The sequence below is a fragment of the Pedobacter sp. 05T44 genome (genome assembly GCF_056395985.1).
Genome location: NZ_JBFTKO010000021.1, coordinates 50,439 through 66,979, shown reverse-complemented (window position 1 = coordinate 66,979; position 16,541 = coordinate 50,439). Strand labels below are relative to the sequence as shown.

The following is a 16,541-nucleotide window of genomic DNA, read 5'->3' as shown; positions in this document are numbered from 1 at the left end:
GTTGTGGAGAGAGTTTTTCTGTTTAACATACATTTCACTATATTTGTAGAGGGCGCTTTTAGCGCCCTTTTTTATTATGCTATAACAAGCTAACCAATCATATAATATGGTATCATTCAACGAGTCGGCTACAGTTCCCAGTTTACTGCGAAATGTAGTTGAAAACATTCATAAACCAGAAGAGACCTTCCTTATAGATAAAAAGACTACGGAGTGGGAGGAAATATCTTTCAAAGAGACGCTCGATAATGCGGATGCGGTTTCAACATTCTTTTTAAACAAAGGGATAAAAAAAGGTGACAGAATGGGTCTAATGATAGAGAACTCTCCTGAGTATGTTTACTATGACCAGGGAATACAACAAATCGGAGCCATTAATACATCTATATATCCTACCCTATCCGAGCATGAGGTAGAGTATATCATTAATGATTCAGGTATCAAAGCTATCTTAATTGGGAATACCTTCTTATACAAGAAAATACTGAAAATTGCAGGCAACTGCCGGCAGTTAAAATATATCATACCCGCTTTTTCAGAATACACAAAAGTGACCGTACCAGAAGACCTGAATGTAGAAATTATAAGTTTTGAGGAAGTTCTTAATACTAAAAGCAATCTCACTACGGACAAATTAGCAGAAATAAAAGTTCTTAGGGATGCACTTACCCCTTCAGATATTTCGGCATTGATTTATACTTCTGGCACTACCGGTACTCCTAAGGGTGTAATGCTTTCTCATAGTAATTTCGTTGAAAACGTTAAGGTTTGTTTACAACAGATTCCTGTTATTGATGAGACTGAAACATTCTTATCATTTCTACCTTTATCACATGTTTTTGAGCGTACTGCGACCTATCATGTTTGTTGTGCACAGGGCTGTAAAATTGCCTTCGCCCAAAGTTTAGAGTTATTGGCAAAAAATATGGGTGAGATAAGGCCCACTGTAATGAATTGTGTTCCCAGACTATTAGAAAGGATTCATGACAAAGCTATAAAAAGTGGTACTGCTGGAGGTGGATTAAAATCTAAAATCTTTCTTTGGGCCCTGGAAACAGGCAAGAACTATCGTCAGGAAAAAGAAGCAGGCAGATCACCCGGCATCTTTCTCTCAACAAAGCGTTCAATAGCCGAGAAACTTGTTTTCAGTAAAATAAAGGAGAAAACAGGGGGCAGATTAAAATTTATGATCTCGGGCGGGGCTGCATTACCTAAAAACGTGGGCGAATTTTTTGGAAATCTTGATATCAAAATACTTGAAGGATTTGGACTGACAGAAACCTCGCCGGTTATGTCTGTTACAGAATATCACAGGCAGGTTTATGGCACAGTTGGACGCGTAATTCCTGGTATTGAAATCGGCATACAGGATGTAGAAACCAAGGAAATGATCAACATTCAAACACATGAATCTTTTGACCCCAATTTTGAGTGTGCAGAAGGAGAAATAATAGTTCGTGGTCACTGTGTTATGCAGGGTTACTTCAATAAACCAGCTGAAACCGCCGAAGCTATTGACAAACACAATTGGTTTCACACAGGTGATATCGGCAGATTTTACCGAGGTAATCTACAAATCACGGACAGGTTAAAAAACATGATTGTAAATGCTTATGGGAAGAATGTTTATCCTACTCCGGTAGAAAACATCTATCTTAAAAGTCTTAAAATAGATCAATTATTTTTAATTGGCGATAAAAGGGAATACCTGACAGCAATCATTATCCCAAATAAAGAGAACCTTCAGGAAACATTTAAACTTCCTGAGTCATTTTTTCAAAAGCCAGAGCTTTTTATAGCGGAAAAAGAAATTATAGACTGGATAGGTCAGGATATTAAAAAGTTTTCAGCGGAACTTGCAAAATTTGAAAGGATTAAGAATTTTAAAGTTAAACGTAATCCCTTTAGTATTGAGGAGGGCGAAATAACACCAACTTTAAAAGCCAAAAGGAAAGTTCTTGAAAAAAAATATGCAGAAACTATCAACGAAATGTATACGGAGTCTGTTGAGTCAGATTAATATATATTGTTGTTGGTACTGAATATTCCCATTTAATACAGACAAAAAATGTTGCAAATACCTATTTTTGCATAATTTTAAAAATACAATACAAATAAAACTATACGGCTTAATGCCGGATACAAGAGATATATGAGTACAGGACTATCAGAATTAGAATTATTGCGCCGTAATTCACTAAATCAATTGCGTGAATTAGGGATAAATCCCTACCCTGCCGAAGCATTTGAAATAAATGCAAATGCTGCAGATATTTTAGCAAACTACGAGCGGGATAAAACTGCATATAAGAACATCAGCATAGCCGGCAGGATAATGACCCGCCGTATTATGGGAAGTGCTTCATTTGTCGAAATACAAGACTCTACAGGAAGAATACAAGTTTATTTAAAAAGAGATGATCTTTGTCCGGATGAAGACAAGACGCTTTACAATACCGTTTTCAAAAAACTGCTTGATCTTGGAGATTTTATAGGTGTTAAAGGTTATGTTTTCACCACTCAAACCGGTGAGATTTCTATTCACGTTACTGAGTTTAAACTCCTTTCTAAAGCCTTAAAACCTTTACCCATAGTTAAACGCGATGAAGAAGGTAATATATATGATGGGTTTACTGATCCTGAATTACGCTACAGACAACGCTATGTTGATTTAACTGTAAATCCTGGTTTTAAACAGATCTTCATCAACCGCTCTAAGGTGATCAACACTATGAGAAGTTATTTTGATGATCAGGGCTGGATGGAAGTAGAGACCCCGATATTACAGCCTATCCATGGTGGTGCCGCTGCACGTCCTTTTACCACACATCATAATACGTTAGACATGCCGCTATACCTTCGTATAGCTAACGAGCTTTATCTAAAAAGGCTTATTGTAGCAGGATTTGATGGTGTATATGAATTCGGTAAAATGTTCAGAAATGAAGGTATGGACCGCACGCATAATCCTGAATTTACTTCTATGGAAATCTATGTAGCTTATAAAGACTATATATGGATGATGGCCATGGTTGAAGAATGTCTTGAAAAGATTGCGKTGACTATTCACGGATCTCCGATTGTAAAGGTTGGTGAACATGAGGTTAACTTTGAAGGCCCATATGAAAAACTGACCATGTATGAGTCTATACAAAAGTATACTGGTATAGATGTCTCTAACATGATTGAAGAGGAATTGAAGGAAACTTGCAAAAGCCTAAATATTGAGATAGACGATTCAATGGGTCGTGGGAAACTTATCGACGAATTATTTAGCGAGAAAGTTGAAGCAAACCTGATCCAACCAACCTATATAACCGACTATCCTTTGGAAATGACTCCACTTGCTAAAAAACACAGAAGCAAAGAAGGTCTGGTAGAAAGGTTTGAATTGTTTGTAATGGGTAAAGAGATTGCCAATGCTTATTCAGAACTTAATGATCCGATTGATCAAAGAGAACGTTTTGAGGATCAATTGAAACTAGCAGCGAGAGGTGATGATGAGGCAATGGCTATGGACGATGATTTTATCAGAGCCCTTGAATATGGAATGCCACCTACCTCAGGACTAGGAATAGGAATAGACAGATTAGTAATGTTGATGACTAACCAGTCAACAATTCAGGAAGTGCTGTTCTTCCCTCAAATGAGACCAGAGAAAAAAGCGAAAGTAACTACCGATGAAGATTTCGTAAATGCTGGCGTTCCGGCTGAATGGGTTCAGGTGATTAGAAAAATGGGAATCAATACAATTGAAGAGTTAAAAGGTGCTAACCCCAACAAGGTTTTTAATGATCTTGGAGGAATGCGTAAGAAACTTAAACTAGAATTAACCATGCCTTCAAAAGAAGACGTAACCGCCTGGTTTTCTTAACATAGAGATAACATAAACTTAAAGGCCTGCTACATAAAAACTTAGCAGGCCTTTTCTATTTTTAGGGCATATTAAAATTGATAAATTATGAACAGTTCAAGCCTTGAAATAACAGAAAAAGAATACTGCATAAAACTAAGTAAAGAAGCATTTGACTTGACGTTGATCCGTCAGTTGATCACAAGAATACAATCAGAGCAATTGTTCTTTAGCAGAAAGAAAGATTATCTTGAAGATGATATCATCAGCAGAAATTCAGAGCATTATGAACCTAATGAAAACTTTGACAGATTAAGCGAAAAATAAAAAGCCACATTTGCATGTGGCTTTAAGCTTTTTCTTTACCTGTATCTAACCTGTTGTTGTCTATCCATCATTCCAAGCTGATCCTTCATTTGTTTAATCTGATCAGCAAGCAGTTTATTCTTATCTGCCTTTTTTGCTTCTGTAAGGTACATTTGTGCTTCCCTTTTATTTCTTTTTGCCATTGATATGCCAGCTAAACTTAATTTGGCCAGGGCAATATTATGGTCCATATGCAAACCTAAAGAAAGTGCTTTCTTAAAATATTTTTCAGACTGCATTGGAGCCTTTCTTGATTCTATAAGACCAATCAAAAGGTTATAGTAACCTTGTTGAACTCTGATCAGTTGTTTTTCATAATTAGTGATTCTCTTTAGGAACACTTCGGCCTTAACCATATTGTCTTTTCTTAAAAACCACTGAGCAAGCAACATATTCTCATTATAAAAATATGTAACAAGAATCAGGATACTTATAAAAATACCCAAAATACCCCAGCCCCAAAAACTGAAGAACATAAGGGCAATGGAAGCTCCTAACACAACAAAACCTAAAATAAGACGAACTATATTTGGCATATCCTTTTATAATTTTTTTGCAAATATCGTGTTTAAATACCAAAAAACAGATTTAAAATTATAATTTAAGCAAAAAAGAAATGACGTTCCTTTCATATTTTACTTAAAGATTTTCAAAATATGAATAGATTTACAAATCTTTAATTATGGAAACCACAGCGCAGCATATTAATAAGCAAGTAGAAGATTCCTCAACTGGTGAAATCATTCTATTAAATACCTGTACCCGTGATGCTATAACAACATTTCCATCTATGAGGGAAATGTATGACAATGGGTACTCAAAATATATTCCTGAATCTGGTGCTTTAAACGAAATAGAGCTTTTATTAAAAGGCAAAACTATTACCATTGTTTTAGGAACATGGTGCGGTGATAGCCGTGAACAATTACCCCATTTTCTAAAAACGACAGATGCATCGTCGCTTGATAAAAAAGACATAAATTTTATCTGTGTAGATAGAACAAAAAAAGCGGAAAATGGGTTATTAGAGAACTTAAATATAGATCGTGTACCAACCTTTATTATTTATGAGGATGAAAAAGAGCTCGGTCGGATTATTGAAAAACCAATTATAAGCATTGAAGAAGATTTGGCACTTATATTATCAAAAAACTAAATATGTCGATTACTTTAGAGAAGAGCTGGCTTAAAGAACTAGATGCCGAATTTGAAAAGAGCTATATGAAAGATCTAAAAACTTTCTTACAGCACGAAAAGCAAAAAGGCATCACAGTATACCCTAAGGGATCAGAGGTTTTTAAGGCATTAGATCATACCCCATTTGATAAAGTTAAGGTAGTGATTTTAGGGCAAGACCCTTATCATGGACAAGGACAGGCTCATGGCTTATCTTTTTCAGTTCAAAAAGGTGTTACAGTTCCTCCTTCTTTAAAGAACATATATAAAGAACTTGTTACTGATATTGAGGGATTTTCGACTCCTTCCCATGGCAATTTAACCAAATGGGCTGATGAAGGAGTTTTGTTGCTTAATGCTACTTTAACRGTGAGAGCCCACGAAGCAGGGTCTCATCAGGGTAAGGGTTGGGAAATATTTACCGACAAAATAATAAGTCAGCTATCTGAACATAGAAAGGGCCTAGTTTTCCTTTTATGGGGTAGATATGCCCAAAATAAATCGACATTAATTGATCAGACCAAACACACTATTTTGACGGCAGCCCATCCATCTCCTTTCTCGGCCTATAATGGATTTTTTGGGTGCAGGCATTTTTCTAAGGCCAATGCTATTTTAGAAAAACAAGGTCTTAGTGCAATTGACTGGCAAATTGTCTAAAAGAAATTAGTATTCCAAAGGAACGATTGGTTCCTTTTTGGTAGTAGACATGATCATCATTGTCTGAAAAGTTTTAACTACAGATATTTTACTGATCTTATCCATAATTAAACGTTCATAAGCCTTAATGTCATTAACGTAAACCTTAAGTAAGAAATCGGCTTGTCCAGTAACGTGGTGACATTCTGTAATTTCTTTAATCTGATTTACCTCATCCAAAAAGATCTGTATGGTATTATTTTTATGAAAATCAAGTTGAACCTGAATAAAAGTTTTAATGCCTAAACCTAACTTCTCTTCGTCAACAAGGGCATGGTAGCTTTTGATAAATCCTGACATCTCTAATTTACGTACCCTTTCCAATGTAGGAGCTGGAGAAAGTCCTATCTCCTGAGATAACAATAAATTAGTTATCCTTCCATTTTCCTGTAGTAATTTAAGAATTTTAAAATCAGTTTTATCTAGTTCTGCTGCCATTAGTTTTATTAATATTATGCAAAGGTAGAATAAGAATGCGTTACATGCCAAATTTTATTCTAAAAATGTTACAATTATTTACAGTTTATTTCTTAATATTTTTTTAGATTTGTCTAAACTTATAGTTAGGCAACCATAAATGCAATCATTCACAGAGGAGAACTATCTTAAAATCATTTATCACCTTTCGCTTAATACTGAAAGCGCGGTACAAACCAACGCTATAGCCGAAAGAATACAGACTAAAGCGGCTTCGGTTACCGACATGATAAAGAAATTAGCAGACAAAAAGCTAGTTGATTATAAAAAATATCAGGGTGTAAAACTCACAGAATCAGGTAAAAATGCAGCAATTAACATTGTAAGAAGACACCGGCTATGGGAGGTATTTCTTGTAGAGAAACTGAATTTTAAGTGGGATGAGGTTCATGATATAGCCGAAGAGTTAGAGCATATTAAATCACCCGAGCTTATTGAACGTTTAGATGAATTCCTCGCTTTCCCTAAAAATGACCCCCATGGCGATCCTATACCAGATAAAAACGGAAAGCTTGATAATACAGTATTTATAAAATTATCAAAACTCAAGACCGGAGACAAAGGCCTGATTATGGGAGTTAGTGAACATTCATCAGTCTTTTTACAGCATCTCGAGAAAGTAGGTCTCACACTAGGTAAACAAATAAGAATTACAGAAATCACTGATTTTGATGGTTCTGTAGAGCTTAGTATAGAAAACAAACAGATTAATGTAAGCCGGGAAGTGGCAAAACACATCCTCATTAAAATATAATATGAACAAACCTGAAACCACCACAAAAAACTCCGGCTCATTAAGTGAAGTGCATCAAAGTGTTGACACCAGCAAAAGAACTGGCTGGCGACGCATCCTTTCTTTTATCGGCCCTGCGTACCTGGTAAGTGTTGGCTATATGGATCCGGGAAATTGGGCCACAGACATTGCCGGCGGTAGTAAATTTGGCTATCAGCTCATCTGGATCCTGCTAATGTCTAACCTCATTGCATTGCTTCTGCAATCGCTTAGCGCCCGTTTGGGTATTGTAAGAGGCCTTGATCTTGCGCAAGCCTCAAGAAACGGGTATCCAAAATGGGTAAACATTCCGCTTTTTGGCCTGGCACAAACTGCAATTATAGCTTGTGACCTTGCTGAGATTATAGGTATGGCAATTGGTTTAAACTTATTATTTGGCTTGCCCTTAATATGGGGAATTAGCTTAACCATTTTTGATACTGTACTCCTACTTTTCTTGTTGAACAAAGGAATGCGCAAAATGGAGGCCTTTATTGTTTCAATGGTTTTCATAGTAGGCGTTTCATTTTTAGTAGAAATGTTTATAGTAGAACCATCCCTAAAGGAAATTGCAAGAGGTTTTGAGCCAACTATGCTATCAGGAGAGGCATTATATATCGCAATTGGCATTATTGGTGCAACTGTGATGCCACACAACCTCTATCTGCACTCATCGCTGGTTCAAACCAGAAAATTTGAAAGAGACAATAAAGGAATCAAAGAAGCCATCAAGTTTAATTTCATTGATACAGCCGTAGCTTTAAACCTTGCATTCTTTGTAAATGCAGCCATTTTAATCCTTGCAGCCGCTGCATTCTATAAAAATGGGTTACATGAGGTTGCGGAAATTCAAGACGCTCACAAACTGCTTCAAAACATCTTCGGCAATGTTGCTCCAGCTCTTTTTGCTATTGCACTAATCGCTGCAGGGCAAAGTTCTACCGTAACCGGTACCTTAGCCGGGCAAATTGTAATGGAAGGCCACTTAAAGCTTCGTATAGAGCCATGGTTACGCCGATTAATTACCCGATTGCTGGCAATTATACCAGCTTTTTTTACTATATTATGGTTTGGCAATGATGCTTTAGGTGGTTTATTAATTTTAAGTCAGGTCGTATTAAGTCTTCAACTCGGCTTTGCCGTAATCCCACTGATCCATTTCACATCAGACAAGCGTACGATGAAAGGATTCGCCATCAAAACGTGGGTAAAAATTCTAGCTTGGGGAAGCTCCATCGTTATTGTTTCCTTAAATGTTAAACTCGTTGTAGAAGAAATTAAAACCTGGGGTGCTGATGGCGGTTGGTATGTTTATGCTATAATAGTTCCATTAGCTATACTTATTGGATTGCTTTTGTTATACGTTTTCATATACCCTTTGATCAGCAAAATTAAGCGTGAGCAAAATGTAACTCCGCATGGCAGTGCACTTAATATTGATGAGGTTGAAAAAATACACTACAAAAGAATCGGTATTACTGTTGATTTTTCCAAGAACGATAGAAACACAATAAGACATGCTTTAATCCAAGGTGGCAAACAGGCCAACTATCATTTAATTCACGTAGTTGAAACAGCTGTAGCCCGCTACCATGGCGAATCGGCACTTGATTATGAAACACAAAGTGACACAGAAAATCTGGAAAAGTACCGTATTAATCTGGCGGAACTTGGATACAAAGCCACCGTCCATATTGGCTACGGAGGAACAGTAAAAGCAATCGTAGATATTACTAATGAAAGCAACCTTGAACTGCTTGTTATGGGTGCCCATGGACATAAAGGCTTAAAGGATCTGATACTTGGAACTACAGTGAATTCTGTACGTCATAAAGTGACTATTCCAGTGCTTATTGTGAGATAAAATTGAGATATTAGCGGATTCTTATGAAGAACGATATCCAGATTAAAAATAAAAGAGCCTATTTTGATTACCACATTATTGAAAAATATAATGCAGGAATTGCTTTATTAGGCACAGAAATAAAAGCCATCAGACAGGGTAAGGCCAATATGTCTGATGCATTTTGCATGTTTATAGGCAATACACTATACGTAAGAAACCTACACATTTCAGAATACAGTCATAGTTCATTTCATCACCACGATATTAAACGCGACAGGGCACTGCTTTTACAAAAAAAAGAAATCAAAAAGCTTAAAGTAAAAGGAGAAGAAAAAGGCTACACTATTGTCCCACTGCGTATTTTCACCAATGAAAGAGGTTTTGCTAAGATAGAGATCGCATTGGCCCAGGGTAAAAAAGAATTTGACAAGAGAGACAGTATTAAAGACAGGGAATCGAAAAGAGAAATGGACAGGGCTATGAAATTCTAACAGCCCTGCAAAAAAATTACCAGGCCTGATCTCCAACCAGGGGTACAAACCTAAAGGTATCCAATTCTATCCTTTCATAATCGGTTTCACTAACTCGAATTACAGTTACCATTTTTTGGGAGTGCTCATCACCTACCGGAATTACTAAAATACCACCTACTTTAAGTTGTTTAAGTAATATCTCTGGCACGAAGGGTGCCCCCGCTGTTACAATGATTTTATGATAGGGTGCATGATCAGCAATCCCTTTTGATCCATCTCCAAAAAAGAAATGAGCATTGTATCCCATACCGGGTAAAACCCTTATGGTATGCCTGTATATGCTTTCCTGACGCTCAATAGTATACACATTTGCTCCGAGTTCCATTAAAATACACGTCTGATAGCCGGATCCGGTACCAATCTCAAGAACCTTGTCGCCCTTTTTTATGTGCAATAATTCGCTTTGATACGCAACGGTGTAAGGTTGCGAAATAGTTTGTCCATCTCCTATTGGAAAAGCGATGTCTTTATATGCCTGATTCCAGAAAGTTTCATCAAAAAAGAAATGACGAGGGACCTTACCTATAGCTCTCAATACCCTCTTATCAGTAATACCTCTTGCTTCAAGGTGCTCTACTAATTTCTTTCTCGCTCCCTTTTCTCTGTAATTGTCAACAAACTTATACGCCATAGCACCCCAAAATTAGCCTTTTCAAATCTAATAAATTGAATTATTTAGCTCTAAAAAGTTAAAAAAAGGCTAATGCGCACAAAATCAATCCCAATAAAACTAGTATGGATCAACATCCACCTGAATGTTTACTGCGCGATACTCCTTTTCTGATTGAAATTGAATAATGGTATCTTTCAATATCGACTTCACCTTTTGTATCGAAGTATTTTTATCGCTCTTAATGATTACTTGTTTGATGTAGTAATTCCTCACGCGTGACACTAATGGTTGTTCCGGGCCCAACACTCTCCCACCTAACTGACCTTTAAGAATGTTTGCAAACTTCTGCGAAGCCACATTTAAAAGATCAGCATCTTTGTGCTTTATATTAATAAAGATGAGCCTTGTAAACGGTGGGTAGTTAAACTGCTTCCGTTCTGCAAGTTCCTCATTATACATTTCCAGGTATTTATTATCAATAACCTGATTAATGATTCTATGATTATCATCATAAGCCTGTATAATAACTTTGCCCTGCTTATCCCTTCTGCCTGCTCTACCCGCAACCTGAGCCAACAACTGGTAACTTCTTTCAAAAGCCCTGAAATCAGGATAATTCAAAAGTGTATCTGCATTAATTACTCCAATTAAAGTCACATTATCAAAATCCAATCCTTTAGCAACCATTTGTGTACCGATCAAGATATCTGTCTTTTTCTCTTGAAAATCAGAAATGATCTGTTGCAGTMCATTTTTAGTACGTGTGCTATCTACATCCAATCTTGAGATTTTAGCTTCAGGAAAAATCAAACTCAGTTCTTCTTCCACCCTTTCAGTGCCAAATCCTTTCTGTTCAATGTGAACAGACCCGCAAGCCGGACAAATGTTAATGCTACTTTGGTGATAACCGCAATAATGACAATGCAATTTCCCACTTGTTTTGTGATAAGTTAAACTCACATCACAATTCACACACTTAGGTGCATAGCCGCAAGTACCACAAATTAAAATAGTGGCGTACCCCCGTCTATTTTGAAATAGGATTACCTGTTCCTTATTTTCCAACGTAAAAGCAATTTCATCAATCAGCTTAGTTGAAAAATAAGAAACCATTTTCTTACGTTTGGTCTCTTCAGAGATACTGATCACTTCCTGCAAAGGCAGATCAACACCACCAAATCTTTCGGTAATTGTTACAAGACCATACTTTCCGCTAACTGCATTGTAATAGCTTTCAATAGATGGCGTAGCAGACCCAAGCACAATTTTGGCCTGATGAAGATGTGCCAGGTAAACCGCAGCATCCCTAGCCTGATATCTTGGCGATGGATCATGCTGCTTATAAGAAGACTCATGTTCTTCATCAACCACAATTAATCTCAGTTCTTTAAAAGGCAGAAATACCGCGGAACGAGCGCCCAGAACCACCCGATATTTGCCATTTAATACCTTATTCCAAATTTCAACCCGCTCGTTGTTATTGAATTTAGAATGGTAAACACCAATAGCATCTCCAAAATAGCGCTGTATGCGTTCTACTATTTGAGTAGTTAAAGCAATTTCAGGTAATAAGAACAATACCTGCCCTCCTTTTTCGATTGCTTTTTCAATCAGTTTTATATATATCTGTGTTTTTCCTGATGCAGTTACACCATTCAGCAACATAACATCCTTAGTGAGAAAACCGTCTTCTATTTGTTGCAGGGCTTTATTTTGAGCTTCGCTAAGTTCAAAATTTAGCACAAAGTCATCGGCATTTTCCAGTAATCTACTAACCGGCCGCTTGTATATTGCAAAAACCTCTTTATCTACAAGCGTTTTAAGGGCCGCTGTGCCACAAGCACTCTCTTCAAGTAATTGCTGCTTTGAAATCGTAGTCTGCTGCTTAGAAAGCTTTAAATAAGCCAAAAGCGCATTCAATTGTTTAGGTGCCCTTTCTAAAATCGAAAACAGATGCTTTAAGTTTTCCTCTTCATTGTAAAATGGCTGCAGAGAAACGAAAGATTTTAACAGTGGTTTATATTTCTCTACCACTTCTTCAGCGATATAAACCATCCCTTTGCTCAGCAGGGAATTAATGATCGGATAAACCGTTTTTTGTCCCAATAATGCCGATACATCATCTATAGTTAATCTTGGTCTGCTTCTTAAGGCATTTAAAATAATCTGCTCTTTATCTGTAAAAACGATCTCCTGAATAACCCCGTCATCATCAGAAAGCGGACTTTCCTCCTTCAATACGATGATTGTTTCACTTGCCAGTTTCAGGCCGGTTGGTAATGCTGCCGATAGCACATCGCCTTCATTACATAAGTAATAAGAAGTCATCCAATCCCATAAATTCAACTGCTCAGGGGTAATGATAGGATAAGTATCAACAACATCAATAATATATTTAGCCTCATAAACTTCGGGCGCTTCTTTACTGATACTTTTGACTAAGGCTGTATAGATTTTATTCTTCCCGAACTGAACTACTACACGTTTACCGACTGCTATCTGATCATTTAACTCAAAAGGAACACGATAGATATAATTTTTGGACAGAGAAAGGGGTAAAATGACCTCAATAAAGAGTGTCTCTCTTTCAACAAATTCCGGATCAAGAAAATCCAACATTATTTACTTTTTAAAGCCGCTAAAAGCAGCGACAACCAGCCAAGAATCAACAATAACCCTCCAATAGGAGTTACCGGACCAATGTAATTTACAAAGCCAATGTTTGTAACACTTCGTGTTGCGAGCAAATACAACGACCCGGAAAAAAGCAATATGCCAAATGTAAAAAAAACATACGCCAGGTTTACGAACTTGCCTTGCGCGGCTTCCCGACCTTTAAATTGAGCAAGAAAAAGTAATGCGAAGGTATGATAAAACTGATACTCCACTCCTTTTGTCCAGATCTCAATAGAGCCGGCATCCAATACATTCTTTAAGCCATGTGCACCAAAAGCTCCAAGCATTACTGCAATAGCTCCAAATAATGATGCAGTTACCAATATACGTCTATCCATTATATTCTAAACCCACAATTTGAGAAAACAAACTTAACAAACTTGAAGCATTTATTATTAATCCCAACTATTAAAATTAAATTTGTAGTAACCGMAAATGAAAAAAATTCTTGTCATAATAATAGCTCTGTTTACCGCCATCTTAACCCTGGCCTACATGTATTTTTCTGGTCTAAATACAGATCGGGAAAGCAATGACAGTAGTTTATATGCAGCTACAGCAAACTCATCACTCATCTTTTCATTTCAAAACGACAAAAGCATATTTGACATCTTAAAAGGTCAGGATATTTTGCAGGAGATTATTGGAGAGGACAATTTCGCTCAACTGCAATCTATAAAGGACCATATACTGTCAGCTCCAGAGATTAACCGTATTATTGGCAAACAAAATATATACATTAGTCTCATTCCGGGAAAAGACAAACATATAGATTTGTTATATAGCACTCAGATAAATCCTGGATCCAACAGAAATCAATTATTGATTTCATTGGCATCTGCTAAGTTACAATTAGATACCTCACAAAAGATAACCACTATAACCCTACCAGATAGCATGATATTCTATCTGGGCACTAAAGACAACCTTTTACTATTATCAAGCTCTGCTCTATCCATTTCAAATGCGTTATCTAGCCCTAACAGTAACAATAAATTTGTCCAATACATCAAATCGACAACGAGACTCACAAAAAACAGTCTCGCCGAAGTTTACATCAATTTCGAAACCTTTCCTCAACTGTTAAAATCAACCATGCCTAGCAAACTTAGCGGAGAGCTTTCTGTACTTGATAATAACCATGCATTTGCATCGCTTGTATACAATTTCAGTAAAGAAAAAGTACTACTTACAGGTGTAACACAAAATAATGATCCAAAAAACTACTATGAATTATTCACTAGCTCCAATGCCCAAAAAACTACCATAACCAATATTCTACCGGAAAATACTGCCAACTACACTGTTTTTACTATAGAAAGTTACAGTAATTGGAAAGAAAAGCTACAAAATTGGTTCGTCAGTAAAAAAGAAGAAAATAAAGTAACTAACGTACAAAAAAACATTAGTCTTAAATATCACATAGATCCAAATCAGATATTCCCAAAATATTTCAAAGATCAGCTTATTACCTTCCAGCTAAGCACTGCAGAAAAAATTGGCGCGATCAATTTGAGTAACGGCGAAAAAGTTGATCAGTTACTACTAGATCTTAGTGGAGATTATGGGGATGGCATTAAACTATTTAAAGAGGACGATCTCTTGTATGTTTATTTTGGAGAGCCATTTAAGAAATTTAAAAGGCCTTACTATATCATTATAGATAATTACATGGTTTTTGCTAATAATGCCAGCACAATACAATCTTTCCTGAGCAACTATAAAAACAACCACCTTCTTATAAATAAAGAGAGTTATGCCAACAGCATCAATCAATTGCCAAATACTTCCAGCATTAGTTTCTTCATTGATCTCAATAATTCCTCAGATATATTTCTAAAAAATATATACCTGCCTTACTACAAACACATCACATCTGAAAAGGGATTAAAAAATTATCAATCATTTATATACCAACTTAGCGGAGATAATGGTAAATTTCAAACAAATGTTTTGATGAGCAGGAAACAACAACCTTTAGCGCAAGATTCTTTAATATTAGAAAATGACTCACTATGAGAAAATATCTGATCCTATTCTCATTTCTATTTCTTTTTAATCAGCTAAAAGCTCAACAGTATGGTCTTTTCAATACAAAAACCTTATTTGATGGATTTGAGAACCCAGCGCAAAAAACATTCGTTCTAGATTCCTCGCGAAAATATGCTTCAAATTTCTTCTTACCCTATTTCGGAGTAAATGCCATCAATAAAGGCAATGAGGATATAATGCATAAATTAATTAGCAGTGGAAAACTTTCAGTAAAAGACATTCCAATCGGAACGAATAAGCTAAACCGCGTCTATCAAAATTCCAACATATATTTATTCAATTTTAAGATATTTAAATCCTATAAGTATCATAAGGAGATTGGTTTTTCGTGGCAATTGCGAACAGACCTTCATGCAAAATACACTAATGAATCGCTTGCCGTAATAGATGATTACACCAGGTTCATTAACAATTCCAATTTAACTAAAAATCCGTTTAACAATAGCGGATATGGTCAATCTTATCATCAATTCAGTCTAACCTACAGAGAAAACTATACTAAAAAGCTTGCTTTCGGTGTTAAGATTAGTTTATTAAGTGGAATTTCCTTTAACAGTTTAAAGACTGACCATTCGGCCATCCAGCCCGGACCAACAACGGATAAAATAGCTTTATCATTAAAAGGTACATATAAAGCAAGTTTTCTGGAGGCCAAAGATTTAGAAACTAACGACCTGATTCCTACATTTAAAAACCCGGGACTTGCGCTAAGCTTTGGCACAACATATACCTCAAAAAGCGGGGTGTTTATTATGGCTAATATAAAAGACCTTGGCGTAATACGATGGAGCAACAGTTCCTATGTTAGCAATTTTGACAACATGCTTAATCCTACCATAATCCCGGAGGATAATGGCCCAAACACCCCGCCCCGCAGTCCGAGGGATAAAGATCAAAGGATAAGAAACCAGATTACAGATATTGTAAAAAATGATGCGGTAAATAAAAGCTTTTATACCCTCACAAATGCCAAAGCTGATTTCCTGATTTCTAAAACATACAGTTTCTATACACCTAGTTTTATGGTGTCAAAAAATCTGTTTTATAATGGCGGTGATGCAGCCCTTGTAAATAAATTCCGCTATTCTGATTTTTCTATAAGTGCAATTCCAATCTACAACTTCAATAACCTGTTTCTTTTTGGAATGCAGGGAATGTATCAAACCCCAAACTTTGAGTTCTTCTTAGGTTCAGATAATCTCCTTAAGACAACTCGAACCGCTTATGCAGCAATCAAAACCGATACATCGCCAAAGTCAGGATATAATGGTGCATCTTTTTACATGGGATTAGGTATTAAGTTTGGCTATACTGTAGAACACCCCCAAAACAGCAGCTATATACCAGGCTTGGATGATCAGGAAACAGGTTTCTTCAAACGCATTTTCAGTGTATTCTCTAAAAAGAGATGAAGTAAAAATTCACAATGATGGTTTAATTTCTAGATCGGTCGTCATCTCTCACGATGTTCAAGATGA

Annotated in this window: 15 protein-coding genes; 10 read left to right on the top strand and 5 right to left on the bottom strand. The window is 36.4% G+C overall.

The window, feature by feature from the left end:
• Positions 1-106 precede the first annotated feature (106 nt).
• The 3 genes from AC1DDK_RS23310 (at position 107) to AC1DDK_RS23300 (ending at position 4,180) form a co-directional block, all read left to right on the top strand.
• On the top strand, positions 107-2,020 hold the full coding sequence (locus tag AC1DDK_RS23310) for an AMP-dependent synthetase/ligase (protein WP_172659847.1): 1,914 nt from the start codon (positions 107-109) through the stop codon (positions 2,018-2,020).
• 132 nt (positions 2,021-2,152) lie between these two features.
• On the top strand, positions 2,153-3,874 hold the full coding sequence (lysS, locus tag AC1DDK_RS23305) for a lysine--tRNA ligase (protein ID WP_477634094.1): 1,722 nt from the start codon (positions 2,153-2,155) through the stop codon (positions 3,872-3,874).
• Between the two features lie 87 nt (positions 3,875-3,961).
• Complete coding sequence (locus tag AC1DDK_RS23300; protein WP_172659845.1) at positions 3,962-4,180, top strand: hypothetical protein; 219 nt, start codon at positions 3,962-3,964, stop codon at positions 4,178-4,180.
• A 35-nt stretch (positions 4,181-4,215) separates the two neighbouring features.
• On the opposite strand, the gene AC1DDK_RS23295 is transcribed toward AC1DDK_RS23300, so the two are convergent.
• Complete coding sequence (locus tag AC1DDK_RS23295) at positions 4,216-4,755, bottom strand: DUF2892 domain-containing protein (RefSeq protein ID WP_172659844.1); 540 nt, start codon at positions 4,753-4,755, stop codon at positions 4,216-4,218.
• Between the two features lie 146 nt (positions 4,756-4,901).
• Here AC1DDK_RS23295 and AC1DDK_RS23290 point away from each other — a divergent pair, with 146 nt between their 5' ends.
• The gene (locus tag AC1DDK_RS23290) at positions 4,902-5,375 is read left to right on the top strand and encodes a thioredoxin family protein (protein WP_172659843.1); all 474 of its coding nucleotides are present in this window, start codon (positions 4,902-4,904) and stop codon (positions 5,373-5,375) included.
• Between the two features lie 2 nt (positions 5,376-5,377).
• On the top strand, positions 5,378-6,055 hold the full coding sequence (ung, locus tag AC1DDK_RS23285) for a uracil-DNA glycosylase (RefSeq protein ID WP_288879027.1): 678 nt from the start codon (positions 5,378-5,380) through the stop codon (positions 6,053-6,055).
• 6 nt (positions 6,056-6,061) lie between these two features.
• Here the strand turns inward: ung and AC1DDK_RS23280 are convergent, their stop codons facing one another.
• On the bottom strand, positions 6,062-6,532 hold the full coding sequence (locus AC1DDK_RS23280) for an Lrp/AsnC family transcriptional regulator (protein ID WP_048906633.1): 471 nt from the start codon (positions 6,530-6,532) through the stop codon (positions 6,062-6,064).
• A gap of 139 nt (positions 6,533-6,671) precedes the next feature.
• Here AC1DDK_RS23280 and AC1DDK_RS23275 point away from each other — a divergent pair, with 139 nt between their 5' ends.
• Genes AC1DDK_RS23275 through smpB form a run of 3 tightly spaced genes read left to right on the top strand, consistent with a single transcriptional unit; the run spans position 6,672 to position 9,680 of the window.
• Positions 6,672-7,325, top strand: a complete 654-nt coding sequence (locus AC1DDK_RS23275) for a metal-dependent transcriptional regulator (RefSeq protein ID WP_288879026.1) — start codon at positions 6,672-6,674, stop codon at positions 7,323-7,325.
• Position 7,326: 1 nt separating this feature from the next.
• Positions 7,327-9,207, top strand: coding sequence for an Nramp family divalent metal transporter (locus AC1DDK_RS23270; protein ID WP_172659840.1), 1,881 nt, complete (start codon positions 7,327-7,329; stop codon positions 9,205-9,207).
• Between the two features lie 23 nt (positions 9,208-9,230).
• On the top strand, positions 9,231-9,680 hold the full coding sequence (gene smpB / locus AC1DDK_RS23265; RefSeq protein ID WP_172659839.1) for an SsrA-binding protein SmpB: 450 nt from the start codon (positions 9,231-9,233) through the stop codon (positions 9,678-9,680).
• Positions 9,681-9,696: 16 nt separating this feature from the next.
• Here smpB and AC1DDK_RS23260 read toward each other — a convergent pair whose 3' ends face one another.
• The 3 genes from AC1DDK_RS23260 to AC1DDK_RS23250 form a co-directional block, all read right to left on the bottom strand.
• Entirely contained in the window at positions 9,697-10,353 is a 657-nt protein-coding gene (locus tag AC1DDK_RS23260) for a protein-L-isoaspartate(D-aspartate) O-methyltransferase (protein ID WP_172659838.1), read from the bottom strand.
• Between the two features lie 99 nt (positions 10,354-10,452).
• The gene (gene priA / locus AC1DDK_RS23255) at positions 10,453-12,954 is read right to left on the bottom strand and encodes a replication restart helicase PriA (protein ID WP_477634093.1); all 2,502 of its coding nucleotides are present in this window, start codon (positions 12,952-12,954) and stop codon (positions 10,453-10,455) included.
• Positions 12,954-13,349, bottom strand: coding sequence for a DUF423 domain-containing protein (locus tag AC1DDK_RS23250; protein WP_172659836.1), 396 nt, complete (start codon positions 13,347-13,349; stop codon positions 12,954-12,956). Before AC1DDK_RS23250 ends, priA begins: the two co-directional genes overlap by 1 nt.
• A gap of 97 nt (positions 13,350-13,446) precedes the next feature.
• Here AC1DDK_RS23250 and AC1DDK_RS23245 point away from each other — a divergent pair, with 97 nt between their 5' ends.
• A complete protein-coding gene (locus AC1DDK_RS23245) occupies positions 13,447-15,030 on the top strand; it encodes a hypothetical protein (RefSeq protein ID WP_337716582.1) in 1,584 nt (527 codons plus the stop codon).
• Positions 15,027-16,475, top strand: a complete 1,449-nt coding sequence (locus AC1DDK_RS23240) for a DUF5723 family protein (protein ID WP_172659834.1) — start codon at positions 15,027-15,029, stop codon at positions 16,473-16,475. Before AC1DDK_RS23245 ends, AC1DDK_RS23240 begins: the two co-directional genes overlap by 4 nt.
• Positions 16,476-16,541 lie beyond the last annotated feature (66 nt).